Origin of the sequence: Thioalkalivibrio thiocyanoxidans ARh2 (genome assembly GCF_000385215.1) — a bacterium.
Classification (GTDB): Bacteria; Pseudomonadota; Gammaproteobacteria; order Ectothiorhodospirales; family Ectothiorhodospiraceae; genus Thioalkalivibrio; species Thioalkalivibrio thiocyanoxidans.
Genome location: NZ_ARQK01000055.1, coordinates 49887 through 66220, shown reverse-complemented (window position 1 = coordinate 66220; position 16334 = coordinate 49887). Strand labels below are relative to the sequence as shown.

General features: G+C 64.6%; 16 protein-coding genes. 6 read left to right on the top strand and 10 right to left on the bottom strand.

Going from position 1 to position 16334, the window contains the following annotated elements:
- Window positions 1-16: 16 nt before the first annotated feature.
- Window positions 17-1207: a pyridoxal phosphate-dependent aminotransferase gene (locus G372_RS0109390; protein ID WP_019624223.1), complete on the bottom strand. Its 1191-nt coding sequence runs from the start codon at window positions 1205-1207 to the stop codon at window positions 17-19.
- Between the two features lie 103 nt (window positions 1208-1310).
- On the opposite strand from G372_RS0109390, the gene uvrB reads away from it, so the two are divergent.
- The 5 genes from uvrB to G372_RS0109365 all read left to right on the top strand — a co-directional run bounded on the left by uvrB (window position 1311) and on the right by G372_RS0109365 (window position 6414).
- Window positions 1311-3344 carry an excinuclease ABC subunit UvrB gene (gene uvrB / locus G372_RS0109385; RefSeq protein ID WP_018864301.1) on the top strand — a complete coding sequence of 678 codons (2034 nt, stop codon included), beginning with the start codon at window positions 1311-1313 and terminating at the stop codon, window positions 3342-3344.
- Between the two features lie 78 nt (window positions 3345-3422).
- Complete coding sequence (gene nagZ / locus G372_RS0109380) at window positions 3423-4430, top strand: beta-N-acetylhexosaminidase (protein WP_019624222.1); 1008 nt, start codon at window positions 3423-3425, stop codon at window positions 4428-4430.
- Between the two features lie 137 nt (window positions 4431-4567).
- A complete protein-coding gene (locus tag G372_RS0109375; RefSeq protein ID WP_018864299.1) occupies window positions 4568-4936 on the top strand; it encodes a DsrE family protein in 369 nt (122 codons plus the stop codon).
- 157 nt (window positions 4937-5093) lie between these two features.
- The gene (locus G372_RS0109370; RefSeq protein ID WP_019624221.1) at window positions 5094-5645 is read left to right on the top strand and encodes a hypoxanthine-guanine phosphoribosyltransferase; all 552 of its coding nucleotides are present in this window, start codon (window positions 5094-5096) and stop codon (window positions 5643-5645) included.
- Between the two features lie 16 nt (window positions 5646-5661).
- Entirely contained in the window at window positions 5662-6414 is a 753-nt protein-coding gene (locus tag G372_RS0109365) for an S-methyl-5'-thioinosine phosphorylase (RefSeq protein WP_018864297.1), read from the top strand.
- Between the two features lie 145 nt (window positions 6415-6559).
- Here the strand turns inward: G372_RS0109365 and G372_RS0109360 are convergent, their stop codons facing one another.
- The 3 genes from G372_RS0109360 to G372_RS0109350 form a co-directional block, all read right to left on the bottom strand.
- A complete protein-coding gene (locus G372_RS0109360; RefSeq protein ID WP_026279005.1) occupies window positions 6560-6844 on the bottom strand; it encodes a hypothetical protein in 285 nt (94 codons plus the stop codon).
- A gap of 520 nt (window positions 6845-7364) precedes the next feature.
- Entirely contained in the window at window positions 7365-8066 is a 702-nt protein-coding gene (locus G372_RS13580; protein WP_038070573.1) for a LuxR C-terminal-related transcriptional regulator, read from the bottom strand.
- Between the two features lie 245 nt (window positions 8067-8311).
- The gene (locus G372_RS0109350) at window positions 8312-9673 is read right to left on the bottom strand and encodes an adenosylmethionine--8-amino-7-oxononanoate transaminase (RefSeq protein ID WP_019624219.1); all 1362 of its coding nucleotides are present in this window, start codon (window positions 9671-9673) and stop codon (window positions 8312-8314) included.
- A 179-nt stretch (window positions 9674-9852) separates the two neighbouring features.
- Between G372_RS0109350 and G372_RS0109345 the strand changes: the two genes are divergently transcribed.
- Complete coding sequence (locus G372_RS0109345; protein WP_018864293.1) at window positions 9853-10971, top strand: aminotransferase class V-fold PLP-dependent enzyme; 1119 nt, start codon at window positions 9853-9855, stop codon at window positions 10969-10971.
- 23 nt (window positions 10972-10994) lie between these two features.
- Here the strand turns inward: G372_RS0109345 and G372_RS0109340 are convergent, their stop codons facing one another.
- From G372_RS0109340 to G372_RS0109315, 6 genes are all read right to left on the bottom strand, one after another.
- Window positions 10995-11333 carry a PilZ domain-containing protein gene (locus G372_RS0109340; protein WP_018864292.1) on the bottom strand — a complete coding sequence of 113 codons (339 nt, stop codon included), beginning with the start codon at window positions 11331-11333 and terminating at the stop codon, window positions 10995-10997.
- A 186-nt stretch (window positions 11334-11519) separates the two neighbouring features.
- On the bottom strand, window positions 11520-12494 hold the full coding sequence (locus tag G372_RS0109335; protein WP_155998823.1) for a DNA-directed DNA polymerase: 975 nt from the start codon (window positions 12492-12494) through the stop codon (window positions 11520-11522).
- The gene (gene tmk, locus G372_RS0109330; RefSeq protein WP_019624217.1) at window positions 12494-13168 is read right to left on the bottom strand and encodes a dTMP kinase; all 675 of its coding nucleotides are present in this window, start codon (window positions 13166-13168) and stop codon (window positions 12494-12496) included. Before tmk ends, G372_RS0109335 begins: the two co-directional genes overlap by 1 nt.
- On the bottom strand, window positions 13165-14202 hold the full coding sequence (gene mltG, locus G372_RS0109325) for an endolytic transglycosylase MltG (protein ID WP_026279002.1): 1038 nt from the start codon (window positions 14200-14202) through the stop codon (window positions 13165-13167). Before mltG ends, tmk begins: the two co-directional genes overlap by 4 nt.
- Entirely contained in the window at window positions 14189-14998 is an 810-nt protein-coding gene (pabC, locus tag G372_RS0109320; RefSeq protein ID WP_019624216.1) for an aminodeoxychorismate lyase, read from the bottom strand. Before pabC ends, mltG begins: the two co-directional genes overlap by 14 nt.
- Window positions 14995-16326, bottom strand: a complete 1332-nt coding sequence (locus G372_RS0109315) for an aminodeoxychorismate synthase component I (protein WP_019624215.1) — start codon at window positions 16324-16326, stop codon at window positions 14995-14997. The genes pabC and G372_RS0109315 overlap by 4 nt, the downstream gene beginning before the upstream one ends.
- Window positions 16327-16334: the final 8 nt, after the last annotated feature.

Genomic DNA, 16334 nt, shown 5'->3' with positions numbered 1-16334 from the left:
CAAGCTTCCATTTTGATCAGCGGTGGGCCGCCGCGAACTGTCGCAGGCGCTCCAGTGCCTTGTCGAGCATGTCGACGCTGGTGGCGAACGAGACGCGTACATGGCCCGGGGCGCCGAATGCGCTGCCGGGCACCAGTGCGACTCCGACCTCGTCCAGCAATTGCTTGCTGAGGGCGACGTCGGTGTCGATGTCGGCCGCCTGCATCAGCCCGGTGACTCGCGGAAAGCAGTAGAACGTGCCGTCGGGCATCAGGCAGTCGATACCATCAATCGCATTCAGGCCGTCCACCACGTGCCGCGCCCGTTCGGCGAACGCGGAACACATGGCGATCACGCAGCCCTGGTCGCCATCCAGCGCGGCCTGCGCACCGGCCTGCGCAATGGATGTGGGGTTGGAGGTGCTTTGCGACTGGATCTTTTTCATCGCCGCGATCAGGTTCTTCGGTCCGCCGGCATAGCCGATACGCCAGCCGGTCATCGCGTAGGCCTTGGACACGCCATTGAGCACGACGGTGCGTTCGAGCAGATCGGGTGCGACATTCACGATGTTCACAAACGGCGTGGTGCCGAACCGGATGTGTTCGTACATGTCGTCGGTCGCGATCACCACTCGGGGGTGTTCGCGCAGCACCTCGGCCAGCGCCTTCAGTTCGTCGGCTGAATAGGCGGCACCAGTCGGATTGGATGGGCTGTTGAGAAACACCAGGCGGGTATTCGGGGTGATCGCGGCGGCGAGTTGCTCGCCCGTGATGCGGAATCCGGCTTCCTGCGTGGCGCTGACCACTACGGGCCGCGCACCGGCCAGCAGCGCGATGTCGGGGTAGGAGACCCAGTAGGGGGCCGGGATGACCACCTCGTCCCCCGGGTTCAACAGGGCCTGGCAGAGGTTGAAGATGCTCTGCTTGCCACCGGAGGACACCAGAATCTGGTCTCGCTCGAACGAAAGCCCGTTGTCACGTTCAAACTTGCGGATAATGGCGTCTTTCAGGCCCTGCGTACCATCCACCGGAGTGTACTTGGTTTCCCCGCGGGCAAGCGCGTCGATGGCCGCCTGCTTGATATGCTCCGGGGTATCGAAATCCGGCTCGCCGGCCCCCAGCCCGACGATATCGCGGCCCTCGGCCCGCAGCTGCGCGGCCAGCGCGCTGACGGCCAGGGTGGGGGAGGGCTGGATGCGCTGAACGCGATCGGAGAGCTCGATATCCAAGGCGGGCCTCATGCGGGTTGGGCGGTTTGGACGGCCGGGCGCGAATGCATAACCGGCCGCAAGGTGGCGAAATAATACTGAAATCAGGCGCGGAGGATAAGGCGTGCAGCCAGATGAGGCCGAACAATTCAAGGTGGTATCGCAGTATCAGCCCGCCGGCGATCAGCCAACCGCGATCCGCGCGCTGACCGATGGCATCGAGGCAGGGCTGGCCCACCAGGTCCTGCTGGGTGTGACGGGTTCGGGCAAGACGTTCACGATCGCCAACGTCATCGAGAACCTGCAACGCCCGACCATTATCCTGGCGCCGAACAAGACCCTGGCCGCGCAGCTGTACGGCGAGTTCAAGGAGTTCTTCCCGAACAACGCGGTGGAGTACTTCGTCTCGTACTACGACTACTACCAGCCGGAGGCCTACGTCCCGTCCTCGGACACCTACATCGAGAAGGACGCCTCGATCAACGACCACATCGAGCAGATGCGCCTGTCCGCGACCCGCGCGCTGCTGGAGCGCCGTGACGCGATCATCGTGGCCTCGGTGTCCGCCATCTACGGCCTCGGGGACCCGCGCAAGTACCTGTCCATGGTCCTGCACCTCCAGCGCGGGGATCGCATCGACCAGCGTGACCTGCTGCGCCGTCTGGCGGAGCTGCAGTACACCCGCAATGACACCGAGTTGCGACGCGCCACCTACCGGGTACGAGGGGAGGTGATCGACATCCATCCCGCGGAATCCGAGATCGAGGCCGTGCGCATCGAGTTGTTCGATGACGAGATCGAGCGCCTGTCGTACTTCGACCCGCTGACCGGCGAGCAGCTGCGCACCGTCCCGCGCCTGACCATCTACCCGAAGACGCACTACGTGACCCCGCGCGAGACGCTGCTGGAGGCGGTGGACCAGATCCGTGACGAACTCAAGGAACGTCTGGATTTCCTGCGCAAGGAGGACCGGCTGGTCGAGGCGCAACGGCTGGAGCAGCGCACGCTGTTCGACCTCGAAATGATCCTGGAGATCGGCTACTGCAACGGCATCGAGAACTACTCGCGCTATCTCTCCGGCCGGGCCCCGGGCGAGCCGCCTCCGACCTTCTTCGACTACCTGCCGAAGGACGCGCTGCTGGTGATCGACGAATCCCATGTGTCGGTGCCGCAGGTGGGCGGGATGTACAAGGGCGACCGTTCGCGCAAGGAGACGCTGGTGGAATACGGCTTTCGCCTGCCGTCAGCGCTGGACAACCGCCCGCTGCGTTTCGAAGAATTCGAGGCCCTGCAGCCTCAGACCGTCTACGTGTCCGCCACGCCGGGACCCTACGAACGCGAGCACGCCGGCGCCATCGTCGATCAGGTGGTCCGACCGACCGGCCTGCTGGACCCGATCCTCGAGGTGCGCCCGGCCGGCAGCCAGGTCGACGACTGCCTGTCCGAGGTACGCGAGCGGGTGGAGCGCGACGAACGCGTACTGATTACGACGCTGACCAAGCGCATGGCCGAGGACCTGACCGACTACCTCTCGGAACACGGCGTGCGGGTGCGCTATCTGCATTCGGATATCGACACCGTTGAGCGTATGGAGATCATCCGCGACCTGCGCCTGGGCGAGTTCGACGTGCTGGTGGGGATCAACCTGCTGCGCGAGGGTCTCGACATGCCCGAGGTCTCGCTGGTCGCGATCCTCGACGCCGACAAGGAGGGCTTCCTGCGCTCCGACCGCTCGCTGATCCAGACCATCGGGCGTGCCGCGCGCAACGTGAACGGCAAGGCGATCCTGTACGCCGACAAGGTGACCGGATCGATGCAGCGGGCGATCGACGAGACCGAACGCCGGCGGGCGAAGCAGATCGCCCACAACGAGGCGCACGGCATTACGCCCCAGGGCATTCGCAAGAACGTCGCGGACATCCTCGAGGCGCGCAATGCGACTCCGGGCTCCGGGCGGCGTCGTGGCCAGAAGAAGGTCGCCGAAGACGCGCCGGACTACATCGACGCCCCGGAAAACGCCGCCAGAGAGATCGAGAAGCTGGAACAGGAGATGTTCCAGAAGGCGCGCGATCTGGAGTTCGAGGAGGCCGCGCGGATCCGCGACCGCATCGAGAAGCTCAAGGCACTCGCATTCCGCCCGGAAGCCTCGCTATCCTAAAAAGATTGCTCGGGTCACGAGCGCCAGTTGAGTACAGGTTCAATGGCTTCTCCCGTATCCCTGCCCCTGGGGCCGGTCATGCTCGATGTGACCGGCCTGGAACTCACCCCGGAAGATCGTGAACGCCTGCGCCACCCGGCGACGGGCGGCGTCATCCTCTTCGCCCGCAACGCCGGTACGCCGGAGCAGGTGAGGGCGCTCACCGATGCCATACGTGCGGAGCGACCCGGCATCCTGATTGCCGTCGATCAGGAAGGCGGGCGCGTGCAGCGCCTGCGGGACGGCTTCACCACGCTTCCACCCATGCGCGAGCTTGGGTACGTCGATGACTACGATCGCAACAAGGCCTGCGAACTGGCCCATGCGACCGGGGAATTGCTGGCGCTGGAGCTACGCGAGGCGGGCATCGATTTCAGTTTCACCCCGGTGCTGGATCGTGACATCGACATCAGCGAGGTCATCGGGGACCGCGCGTTTCACCACGACCCCGATGTCATCGCGCGCCTGGCGGGCGAGCTCATCCGGGGGCTCGCGGCGGGCGGGATGGCGAGCGTGGGCAAGCACTTTCCAGGGCACGGCGCCGTCAAGGCGGACTCGCATGTCGCACTGCCCGTGGATGACCGTCCGCTGGCCGAGATCGAGGCCAACGATATTGAAGCCTTTCGTCCCGTCCTGGGCGACCTGGACGCCGTGATGCCGGCGCATGTCCTGTATCCCCAGGTGGATGATCAACCGGCCGGTTTTTCGCGGATCTGGCTTCAGGACATCCTGCGCCGAGAACTCCGGTTCCGCGGAGCGATTCTGAGCGATGACCTGGCCATGGCTGGAGCCGAAGCCATTGGCAGCGCCACCGAGCGCGCCGCGGCAGCACGGGCGGCCGGCTGCGACATGGTGCTGATCTGCAAACAGCCCGAGCAGGCAGACGCCATCCTCGAGGCGCAGCAGGGACAGCCCCTGGAAGCCCAGGCATCGAGGCGGGTCGAGGCCCTGCGCGCAAGGCCCATCCAGCAGGACTCCAGGCGCATCCAGGCACTGCGGGCGCAGCTGCACCACTGGCTCGCGGCCCGGCAGGCCGCCACCGCCTGAGGCAGCGCCTGGCCCTGATCGGAACAGGTTATGGCGGCGCATTGGCGCACAGGCGCTGGCCCGCCTATAATGCGCCACCGGTTTGCGCTTGAGCAGCTGTTAATATTCACACTCACCACTGAAGTTGGAGATCAAAAATGGCCGACAAGCTCCTGATCGTCATGGTTAACACCGATCCGAGCAGCCCCTCCGAACTGGGCGCCCCGTTTTTCCAGGCTACCGTCGCCGCCGCGATGGAATATGACGTCGAGGTCGTCATGACCGGCCGTGCCGGCGAACTGGCCAAGAAGGGCGTTGCCGAAAACCTGTTTGTCCAGGAAGGCTCCAGCAAGAGCGTCTACGACTTCATCAAGGACGCCCACGAAGCCGGCGTGGTGATGAAGGTCTGCACCCCGACCCTGGATCTGTGGGGCAATGACCTGATTCCGGAAATCGAAGAAACCGTGGGCGGCGCCTACGTGATTTCCGAAGCCATGGACGACGACACCGTGACCTTTACCTACTAAGGGTCTACACGTCCGTCGCTTTGCCAACCGGCCGGCCCTTGCGCCGGCCGGTTGCGTTTCAGGGCCTCGCAAGGCCCACGTATACCGAACCCAGGCCTTGCCGTCTGCCCGGCACTCGGCCAACATCCTTCCTCCAACGTTCACCTCAGGATCCTTGATGAGCCCGGAACAGGCCCGCGCAACGCTCCGTGATGCCGATTGCCTCTACAGCCGCGATGCCGTCGAGACCGCGATCGACCGCCTGGCGGAACGCACGGCGCAGGTGCTCAAGGACCGCAACCCGCTGGTTCTGGGTGTGATGAATGGCGGGGTCGTGCTGATGGGCGGGCTGCTGACCCGCTGGTCGTTTCCGATGCAGGTCGATTATCTGCATGCCACGCGGTATCGCGGGGGTACGCGGGGAGGGGAGCAGCTGCACTGGCTGGCCCGCCCCCAGACGCCGATTCAGGGGCGGACGGTCGTGATCGTGGACGACATCCTTGACGGTGGCATCACCCTGGAGGGCATCCAGGCCTTCTGCGAAGAGCAGGGCGCCGAGAAGGTCTACTCCGTGGTGCTGGTCGAAAAGGCCAACCCGGAACGCGACCCCGCCATTACCGTGGATTTCGCCGCCCTGGAGGTGCCGGATCGCTATGTGTTCGGGTACGGCATGGATTACGAGGACTACCTCCGCAACGCACCCGGCATCTTTGCCGTCGCGAACCAATAGTAGGGATACCAGCGTTATGTCGACACCCCGTCTTGCCGTGATTGGCGGCACTGGCCTGACCCAGCTTAAATCGCTGGAGATCACCCGCAGGCAGGTCATGCATACCCCGTATGGCGAACCCTCGGGTCCGCTGGTCTTCGGGCGACTGAATGACACGGAGATCGTGTTTCTGCCGCGCCATGGCGCCCGTCACACCATTCCGCCGCATCAGGTGAACTACCGAGCCAACATCTGGGCCCTGAAACATGCCGGTGTAGACAACGTGATTGCCGTGGCGGCGGTGGGCGGGATCACCGAAGCCATGAAGCCGGGCATGATTGCCATCCCCGATCAGATCATCGATTACACCTGGTCGCGCGCAAACACCTTTTTCGAGGGCGGGGACCTGGAAGAGGTCACCCACATCGACATGACCTGGCCCTACAACCAGGGTGTGCGGGAAACCCTCCTGAACGCGATTGATGACCTGTGCATCGAGGCCGCGGACCGGGGCACGTACGGGGCGACACAGGGTCCCAGGCTCGAGACGGCCGCAGAGATCGACCGCATGGCCCGAGACGGCTGCGACCTGGTCGGGATGACCGGGATGCCCGAGACGGCCCTGGCTCGAGAACTGGGTCTGAACTACGCCTGCTGCGCCGTGATCGCCAACTGGGCGGCCGGGCGAACCGAGGGGGAAATCACCATGGACGAGATCGGCCGCAACCTCGATCAAGGGATGGCGCGGGTGAAGGATGTCCTGACGCACGTAATCGAGACGTTGTCCTGAGCCGGATCAGCGCGAACGACCGTCGGTTCATGCGAGGGTAGCGGGCTGGCTGGAACAAACGGTTCGCCCTCACTGATCCATGACTTAACATAATATGTATTCTGCGCCATTCATGGCCATGCAGCTGAGCGTACTGACCCGGACTTCAGCGGATCCGGAGATTCATCGTGTTATTCAGGCCGTGGCTGCGCGAACGTGTCACATGACCGTTCTTGGTCAGCACCAGATCCAGGTATCCCGGCCCACTGAGCTGCACCACACGGCAGTCCACCCCGATCCCTTCGAATTCGACCTCCAGTGGTACCACGCCCTCGAATTCCACTTCCTCGACCTCGTGTGGCCTGGTAACCGTGCACGTGATGGAGTACGCGGTGCCCTCGGGCCCGGAGGCTTGTAGCGTAATTCGGGATTCGTTGAGCGACGTCGGCATCGCGTGCAGACCTCCGGCCAAGGGCAATCCCAGCGGGATTACCTCCAACGCTCCTCGCCACCTTGGCACCATGGGAGTTGCGCGATCGACAAGCTGTGTTCCAGTTACGGACGGCGCCGGTGTCGCCTGCCAGCCGCAAGGGCCTGTTGCGACCAGGGCGTATACCCAGGCCATTCCGGCCCGCCCAGCCATACTGCAGTATCGTGGCCGGGCGAGCAGCGGACATCGGAATAACGGGTGATTTTTCGGGAGAGGTTTGTCGGTCGTTGCTGCCCGCCAAGTATGAGGGGGCTGATGATCGACGCCGGTCAGCGCTGTACGGGTCGAAATCCCTTTCGACCGGCGTTAATTGACGAACAGACAGCAGGTATTAACGAGAACCGCCACGTTAGAGCATGGACACCGGATACCGCCTCAGGCCCGCTCACGTCCCTTCCAGGGCAGCCCGGCGACAACACACAAGGCCCTGACTACCCCAACAGCAAGCCGGGCGAGCGCCCGGCCTTTTCGGCCCCCTGCCCTAGATCGCGCGTGCTTCGGCGCGCCGCCGCCTCCACATCACCTGAGGGGGCGGCGCGCCCAGATGGTCTTTGGCCCAGTTGATGGCCTGCGTGCGGTTCTTGACCTCAATCTTGCGGAAGATGTTGTACAGGTGGGACTTGACCGTATGTTCACTTATGAACAGCTGTTTCGCGATATTCATGTTGGTTTCGCCCGATCCCAGCATCGCCAGGATCTCGAGCTCTCGCTGTGTCAGCCCACAGGCAGGCCGGTAGGTGTTCGTGCGCTGCTGCCGGTACAGCCGGACCAGCCGTGTCATCAGGTGTCGGGACATCCAGAAATCGCCGTTCAGCAGACACAGAATGCCCTTGCACAATAGATCCAGCTGATCCGTCTTATAAAATATTCCTTGCAGGTAGAGCAGGTCCAGCAGGCGCAGGGCTTCGTCTTCGCTCGGTATATTGAACCCGGAGAAGACGGTCTTTGCGCCATCCGCCACCGCCTGCTGTACATGTCCGATATCGCGCTCGTCTAGTGCGCTCGCATCAAAAAGTGCGAGATTGTAATCCCTGAGTGTCTGGGCAATTCGCGGGGACCCTGGCTCCAATCCCGTTACAGAACATCCGGTTTTTTCTGAAACGTACTCAATGAACAGGGCCGATTGCGGCGAGCCCGGCGTTACAATTAATACGTTCCCCAAGTCCTCATTGAAATCGTTCATGGCGACTCTCCCCTGAATGGATGGAAACACGATGGCTATGGAATACCAAGGCGCGCCTCGATCCAAGGGTTAGATTCGCCAGACTTGACCGTCCCGCGTTTCCGATAGGCCTGATGCGGCCCTTGGAGTGCGCAGCCCTAGTAAAGGGTATAGCCACCAATCCGTCGATCCGTCAAGCGGAGATGGAATAAAGTCATGCGACTGGTGCCGATAATTCGAACTGCCGCGGGTTTTGCGTAAACGGGTCATCCGCAATTGGTGGCCCGATCAATCCCCTCCTCCATAACCTGGACGAGGAAATCAATCTGTTCTGGCGTGATTATGTAAGGGGGCATCAGATAGGAAACATTGCCCAGGGGGCGCAAAAGGGCACCCCGGGAAAGGCCATGACGATAGATCTCCAGCCCGCGGCGCTCCTGCCAGGGATACGGGGTCCGGGATGCCTTGTCCTGAATCAGCTCGACGGCGGCAATCATGCCGTGCTGGCGCACATCGGCCACGTGAGGGTGATCGGCTAATGGTGCAATGCGCTGGGCGATATGGGCAGCGAGCTCCCGATTACGGTCAAGGACGGGGCTCGAGGCAAAAATATCAAGCGTGGCCAGTGCCGCACGACATGCTAAAGGATTACCCGTATACGAATGTGAGTGGAGAAACATATTGAGTTTCTCATAATCATCGTAAAAGGCGTTGTAGACCTCCTCGGATGTCAGTACGGCCGCCATAGGCAGGTATCCGCCGGTCAGCCCTTTGGAAAGGCACAAGAAATCCGGGACAACAGGGCCCTGTTCGCAGGCGAACATGGTTCCGGTGCGTCCAAAGCCGACGGCAATCTCGTCCGCGATCAGGTGTACGCCGTGCCGATCGCAGGCAGCGCGAAGCAGGCGCAAGTATTCCGGGTCGTACATGCGCATGTGCCCTGCGCACTGCACCAGCGGCTCGACGATGACGGCGCAGACCTCCTCTGCGTGGTTCGCGAGGGCCGCCTCCATATGGACAAACTGTCGCCGGGCGACATCGGCGCAGCTCTCGCCCGGCTCGCGCTCGTAGCAGTCCGGCGCGGGAACGGTGATGACATCCAGCATGAGGGGCTTGTAGGTGGCGCTGTAGAGCGGGACATCGCTTACTGAAAGGGCACCCAGAGTCTCGCCGTGGTAGCTGTTGGACAGGCGGATGAAACGGGTCTTTTCGCCGCGGCCACAGTTGAGCCAGTAGTGAAAGCTCATCTTGAGCGCCACCTCGACACCGGCGCTGCCATTATCGGCCAGGAACACCCGATCGAGACCCTCGGGTGTGAGGTCGATCAGGCGTTCGCACAGCTCCACGACAGGCTCGTGCGTGCAGCCCGCAAGGATGACGTGTTCGAGCTGGTCCAGCTGGTCGCGGACCGCGGCATTGATGCGAGGGTTCGCATGGCCAAAAAGGTTGACCCACCATGAGCTGATCGCATCCAGATACCGGTTGCCGTCGAAATCGTACAGCCATACGCCCTCCCCGCGCTGGATCGGCAGCAGGGGCAAGGTCCCCTCCTCTCCGTAATCCTTCATCTGGGTGCAGGGGTGCCAGAGGGCGCGCAGGTCCCGGCGTTTGAGCTGTTCGTTGTCCATGCGGTGGGCTCTCGGGGCAGTGGGTTAGCCCCCCGCAAGCGGCTTGCCGGGGGCCGTAATTCAGTGCGCGGAAAGTAGCAGCCCCCCCGGGGGCGAACAAGGCTCCTTCCCCGTCGGGATTCGGGATTTAGCGCGGGCGCGCTTATGAGGTACCCTTTCCTGCCGGCCAGGAGGATCCCATGCACCCCGAATTTCCGCAGCAGGACATCATCCATCTCAACCACGCGGCGGTGGGTGCCTGGCCCAGACGTACCGAAGAGGCGGTTTGCGAGTTCGCCCGCGAGAACGTGCGTCAGGGCTCGAAGGACTATGGCCAGTGGCTCAAGCGGGTGGATGCGACGCGCGAGCTGGCCCGCGCCCTGATCGGGGCCAGCGACGCGGCGGATATCGCCTTCGTCAAGAACACCTCGGAAGCGCTGTCGATGGTGGCGTTCGGCCTGCCCTGGTCGGAGGGGGACAACATTGTTCTCCCGACCGGAGAGTTCCCGTCCAATCGGGTCGTCTGGCACGCAGCGGGCGAACGATTCGGCATCGAGGTGCGCGAGGTCGAGGTGGGCGATGAACCCGAACGCGACCTGCTGGCCGCCTGCGACCGCCAGACGCGGCTGGTGGCGACCAGCGCGGTTCGCTACGACTCGGGCATCCGCGTGGATATCCAGGCACTCGGGGCAGAGCTGCGGGCCCGGGGGATCCTGTTCTGTGTCGACGCGATTCAGCATCTGGGGGCGCTGCCCTTCGATGCCCCGGGTTGCCACGCAGATTTTGTAATGGCGGACGGCCACAAGTGGATGCTGGCGCCAGAGGGGATCGGGATCTTCTACGTCAACCCGGAGATTCGCGAGCAACTCCGGCTACAGGAGTACGGGTGGAACATGCTGGCGCATGCCGGTGATTTCTCGAACCCGGGGCTGACCCCTGCCCCGTCGGCCCGCCGGTTCGAGCCGGGAAGCCACAACATGCTGGGGATCCATGCGCTGCACGCCAGCCTGTCGCTACTGCTGGAGGTGGGCATCGAGAACGTCGATCACGACATCTGCTTTCACTGGCATCACCTGGCCGAGGAGCTGGAAGCGATGGGTTGCGAGGTGCTCACGCCGCGCGGCCGACGGGCAGGGATCCTGACCTTCCGCCCCCCCTCGGCGGATCTCGACGCCGTCTACGCGCGCCTTCAGGCCGGCGGAGTCCTGTGCGCGGTGCGTGGCGGGGGGATCCGCTTCTCGCCCCACTACTACCTGACGGATCAGCAGATTGAGCGTGCCCTGGATCAGGTGCAGAAGGCACTTGGGATCGCGGCCTGACGACCGGTCCCGGGTTCAGATGCTCAGAATGTGTGGGTCTTGCGGTCCGAGTTGAGCATACCGCCGAGGTGTTCCTCGATTCGGCGGTGCGTCACGCCCTTGTCGGACTTGTTGAACTGAACGCCGATACCACGAAGGCGGTTGCCCTGCGCCCGGGCGGGCGTGATCCACACAACGGTGCATGGTGTCGGCAGGCGGTCGGAATCGTCCAGCAGGGACAACAGCAGGAACACCTGGTCCCCGAGCTTGTAGGACTTGTCCGTAGGGATGAACAGCCCGCCGTTGGTCACGAAGGGCATGTACGCGGCGTACAGTGCGGGTTTTTCCTTGATTGCCAAGGTCAGCATGCCCTGCCCGGCCATGTTCCCTCCCACCACGTTGTCTGGACCCGCGAGTATCCCCCATCCCGGCTGGCGTGCGCCACCCCCCCGGGGCGACGCTGCCTGAAACCCGGGCGCGTCGACTGCCCTGTTTCACGCAGCGTTGCGGGTCCGTTTTGCAGCATGCCCGCACGGCAACAGCACCGCGAGCGCGAATGCGCAATCCGATCAGCGCCTGCCCAGCGCCAGTGCGATGGCCTCGCTGCGCAGCGCAGGATTCAGGTTGGCACCATTCTGGCGCTGCCATTCGAGTGACTGCTGCACCAGCCACGCGAGGCGACGTGCACCTCGCGTCCGTGCAAAGTTGAGTAACTGATCGCGCGGGAACTGCTCGCCAAAGGCATCCAGTTGCCCCACCAGCAAAAGGCGCTGCGCCGACAGCAGCAGGGCCTGGAGGCGCGGGATCAGGCGCTCGGGCACGCTGCGCTGCAGCACGGCGGCGGTGGAATGCAGATCGGTCGCATTCAGCACCGCGGTCAGGATCTGACGATCGGCTTCCCAGGCTTCCAGGGCCGCGGCATCCGTCAGGATCTCCCGCGCCAGAAGCGGACGCCCGAGGCTGGCGGCATAGGCCTCCGCGACCCGTTCAGGCTGATCGCTTTCCGAGGCGAGCCACTCGTGCACTTCGCCCAGGGCAGGGCTGGCAATATCCGTTTGCTGGCAGCGGCTGCGAATGGTGGCCGGCAGACTGGCCGGACGCGCGGACTCGAGGAACACGACGGCCCCGGCGGGTGGTTCCTCCAGGGTCTTGAGCAGCGCATTGGCCGCGTTCATGTTGAGCGCATCGGCCGGACGGATGATCAGCGCCCGCAGCGCCCCGCCCGAGCCACTGAGGGTCAGAAACTCCGTGGCGTCACGCACGGCATCGACCAGGATGTCCTTGCCGGGCTCGGCCGGCTCCAGCAGACGTACCTCCGGGTGCACGCCGCCCTCCAGGCTGCGACAGGCATTGCACTCGCCACAGGCGGGCTCGTCGCCGTCCACACGCTGGCACAGCAGGCTCTGGACGACGCTCGTCGTCAGCAGGGCCTTGCCCACCCCGGGGCTTCCATTGACCAGAATCCCGCTGGGCAGCCTGCCGTCCCGCCCGCGCCGCACGAGGCGCTGCCGTATGGGGTCCAGCCAGGGTGGTTGCGTCGACATCAGCTTCCCCGAGCCATGGTATGGGTCTGCCATTCCTCCAGTGCCCGACGGACCGAGTCGGCCACCTGCTCGGGAGTGGCATGTCCATCAATGACACGGTAGCGATCCGGGTGCGCGCGGGCACGCTCCAGGTAGGCCTCGCGCACCCGTGCAAAGAATTCCAGGGCCTCCCGCTCGATGCGGTCTCGGCGACCCCGCTGCACCGCTCGTTCCAGCCCGGTGGCCGGATCGATATCCAGCAATAGGACCAGGTCGGGGCGCAGATCGCCCTGCACCCAGTCTTCCAGTCGGGCCACGCGCTCCGTGCCCAGCCCTCGCCCCGCACCCTGATAGGCAAAGCTCGCATCGGTGAAGCGGTCACTGACGACCCAGCGGCCCGCCGCGAGTGCCGGCCGTATCACCGAGGCGAGGTGCTGTGCACGGGCGGCGAACATCAACAGCAGCTCCGCCTCGGGGCACATACCGGGAAGGTCGGGATCCAGCAATAGACCCCGTAGTCGCTCGCCCAGTGCCGTGCCACCCGGTTCGCGGGTGCATTCGGGCTCGATCCCTCTTGCCCGCAGGGTCTCCACCACAGTAGCGAGCTGTGTGGACTTTCCCGAGCCCTCGATACCTTCCAGGACTACGAAGCGGGCGCCACTGGACACGTGTTCGGTGGATGCGTCGGCGGTCATCGGCGGTTCCGGATGCCGTAGCGGGACCCATCACCGCCGAGCTGATAGCGAATCACGGCCTGGCGATGCTCGCGATAGGTCTCGGAGAAGTGATGTGTGCCGTCGCCGCGGGAAACGAAGAACAGATCGTCTGTCTCGGCCGGCCGCGCAGCCGCCTCGATCGCTGCTCGTCCCGGCAGTGCGATCGGCGTGGGTGGCAGCCCGGTACGGGTATAGGTGTTATAGGGATGGTCGCGCTGCAGCTCCGCACGGGTCAGCCGCTGCACGCCAGGCTCCTGCACATAGAGCAGCGTGGGATCGGTCTGCAGCAGCATCCCTCGGCGCAGCCGATTGACGAACACGCCCGCGACCCGGTCACGCTCCTCGCCGCGCCCGGTCTCGCGCTCGATGATCGAGGCCAGGATCAGGAGTTCGTACGGTGACTCCACCGGGTGGTCCTCGGTGCGTGACTCCCAGGCGGAGTGCAGCGTGGCATCCATTGCGCGGTATGCGCGCCGCAGCACCTCCAGGGCATCGGTCCCGGACCCGAAGAAGTAGGTGTCCGGCAAGAACCAGCCCTCGGGATGCTCCAGTTCTTCGAGCCCCAGCGCCTCCAGCAGGTTCTCCACCCCAACGGATTCCGACGGCCCCTCGATCTCGGGGTGCTGGCGCAAGGCGCGCAGGGCCTGCGCGATGGTCCAACCCTCCGGAACCGTCAGCCGGTGCTGCACGACCTCTCCGCGTGCCATGGCGTGCAGCAGGCTGCGCGGGGTCGCACCGGCATCCACCGCGTACTCGCCTGCCTGCAGTCGCGGTGCCAGGCCCTGGCGGCGCCCGTACAGTTCGACCATCCAGGCTTGCTCGACCCAGCCGCGGCGCTCGAATTCCTTGCTCACCTGACGCAGCCCCTGGCCCCGCTCGAGCTGGAACCGTTCCGTCTGATCCAGCGCCAGCGGCTGGTTGAGATCCTGGTGATAGCGATCCCCGAACCACCAGCCTCCCGCCAGCAGGCCGATCAGCAAGACCCCGGTTATCAGACCACTAATCCGCTTCATGCAGCGCCATACTCAGAACCCGAACCGGGTCATCCTGCCATGTCGTATCAGGCATGTCCGTTTCGATCAGGCGGCCTGGGTATAATCCCAGGCGCGCATTGCTGACATAAAGGCCGTCGACCCGCTGCAAGGCCTCGGGGGTCGCGCGCTGCTCCTGGACGGTGAAACCGTGGGCCGTTGCATGGTCGAATATCCACGCCCTGCGCGTACCCGCAATCCCCGCCTCGTCCACTGGAGGCGTGAACAGGTCCGTCCCCTGGCGCCACCAGAGGTTGCCTTGCGTCGCGCTGACCAGACGCCCCTGTGTATCGCAGACAATGGCTTCGTCCCATCCGGCTTCCCAGCTTTGCCGGATCACGACCTGTTCGAGGCGACTCGTATGTTTCAGGCCCGCGAGCGCTGGCTGAATCGCCATCGACACCGGCGACCAGCCCATCCGCAACGGCTTCGGTTCCACCCCCATGGACTGAGCCAGCGCGGGGCCACCGGCGACAATCCGGGTCATGGTGACGTGGTCGGGCGGCAAGTAACCACGGGGCCCCTGCCCTCGCGTCAGCGTAACGCGAGCCATGCAACGCCCCTCTGGCGCGACTCGCTGTAGTTCCTCACGCAGGTGCGATTCATCCACGGGCGGGAATCCGAGTCGTTCCAGCCCCCGTTCCAGCCGAGCGACATGATAAGGCCACAGCCGGGGGCGGCCGGAATCCATCATCACCGTCTCGAACAAGCCATCGCCCAGCAAAACGCCGCGGTCGTCGCCCGGGACGTGGGCCTCGATGCCGTTGACCAGGATCACGCCCGGCCCCCAAGCGCATCCAGCAGCCCATGCGCCTTGTGGCGGGTCTCGGCCAGCTCGCGATCGGGATCCGAGTCCGCCACGATGCCCGCCCCCGCCCGAAAGCGCAGTTCGTTGCCGCGCAGCACCAGGGTACGGATGAGGATGTTCGTGTCCATCCGCCCATGCCGGCTCAAGTAGCCGCAGGACCCGGTGTACGCCCCGCGGGGTGCGCCGGCCTCCAGCTCCTGGATGATCTGCATGCTGCGTATCTTCGGACACCCGGTGATCGTCCCGCCAGGGAACACGGCTCGCAGCACATCGCCCGCACGCGTCTCCGGCTTCAATCGCCCCACGATACTCGACACAATGTGATGGACGCGTCGGTAGCTCTCGACGGTCATCAGTTCGGCAACCCGCACGCTCCCGGCAGAGGCCACCCGGCCGACGTCGTTGCGCTCAAGGTCCACCAACATTACATGCTCGGAACGCTCCTTAAGGTTTCCCCGTAACTCGCTAAAAAGACTTGAATCTTTTTCCGCGTTATCATCGCGCCGGCGGGTACCCGCGATCGGCCGGGTCTCAACCTCACCCCCTTCCACCGACACCAGGCGCTCGGGCGACGAACTGATCACCTGCCCCTCGGGAAACTGCAGCCAGGCGGCAAAGGGCGCCGCATTCGCGTTCCTAAGGCGCGCATACAGCGCACCTCCGTCGAGTGCCTCCCGGCTGGACGCCCTCCATTCGCGCGACAGATTCACCTGAAAGGTATCGCCCGCGCGAATGTACTCCAGCCCTTGCCGCACCGCCGCGCGATAACGTTCCGGCTCTTCCTCGTCGATCGCGAGCGCCGGCAAGGCCCCTGCTCCCAGACTCTCCTCCCGGCACGCCTCGACGTCAGCGCGCATGGAGGCGATTGGGTCTGCCCCCTCCTCGCTCACCAGGAAGGTCTGGTCGTCGTGATGATCCACAATGATCGCGGCGGGAAACCGGGTGACCCGGGCGGGGGGCAGCCAGGGGTCCGAGCGGCAGGCGCCCAGCGCGGGTTCCAGCTGCCAGGCCCATTCATAGCCCAGATAGAGAAACCAGCCCCCGAGAAACGGGAGGTGGTCATAACCGGGCTCGACTTCCGAGTCGGCCCTTGCATCGCTCAGGTCCTGGTCGAGCACGGACCACAGAGCGTCATCGCCTCGGGCATCCAGCGTGATGCCCGGAAAGGCAAACAGGATGGAATAACGAGCCGGCGCCTGACCGATCAGGGCCGACTCGAGCAGGTGTGGATAGCGCTCCGGAAAGCGCCGGGCCAGGGGCGCCAGATCGATCCCGCGCCCCAGCCGCTCGACTGCCATATGCTGGC

Coding starts and splice junctions, on each gene's coding strand:
- nagZ (WP_019624222.1), top strand. CDS start 3,423: ATGCTCGATGTGACCGGCCTGGAACTCACCCCGGAAGATCGTGAACGC.
- G372_RS0109375 (WP_018864299.1), top strand. CDS start 4,568: ATGGCCGACAAGCTCCTGATCGTCATGGTTAACACCGATCCGAGCAGC.
- G372_RS0109370 (WP_019624221.1), top strand. CDS start 5,094: ATGAGCCCGGAACAGGCCCGCGCAACGCTCCGTGATGCCGATTGCCTC.
- G372_RS0109365 (WP_018864297.1), top strand. CDS start 5,662: ATGTCGACACCCCGTCTTGCCGTGATTGGCGGCACTGGCCTGACCCAG.
- G372_RS0109360 (WP_026279005.1), bottom strand. CDS start 6,844: ATGCCGACGTCGCTCAACGAATCCCGAATTACGCTACAAGCCTCCGGG.
- G372_RS13580 (WP_038070573.1), bottom strand. CDS start 8,066: ATGAACGATTTCAATGAGGACTTGGGGAACGTATTAATTGTAACGCCG.
- G372_RS0109350 (WP_019624219.1), bottom strand. CDS start 9,673: ATGGACAACGAACAGCTCAAACGCCGGGACCTGCGCGCCCTCTGGCAC.
- G372_RS0109345 (WP_018864293.1), top strand. CDS start 9,853: ATGCACCCCGAATTTCCGCAGCAGGACATCATCCATCTCAACCACGCG.
- G372_RS0109340 (WP_018864292.1), bottom strand. CDS start 11,333: ATGGCCGGGCAGGGCATGCTGACCTTGGCAATCAAGGAAAAACCCGCA.
- G372_RS0109335 (WP_155998823.1), bottom strand. CDS start 12,494: ATGTCGACGCAACCACCCTGGCTGGACCCCATACGGCAGCGCCTCGTG.
- tmk (WP_019624217.1), bottom strand. CDS start 13,168: ATGACCGCCGACGCATCCACCGAACACGTGTCCAGTGGCGCCCGCTTC.
- mltG (WP_026279002.1), bottom strand. CDS start 14,202: ATGAAGCGGATTAGTGGTCTGATAACCGGGGTCTTGCTGATCGGCCTG.
- G372_RS0109315 (WP_019624215.1), bottom strand. CDS start 16,326: ATGGCAGTCGAGCGGCTGGGGCGCGGGATCGATCTGGCGCCCCTGGCC.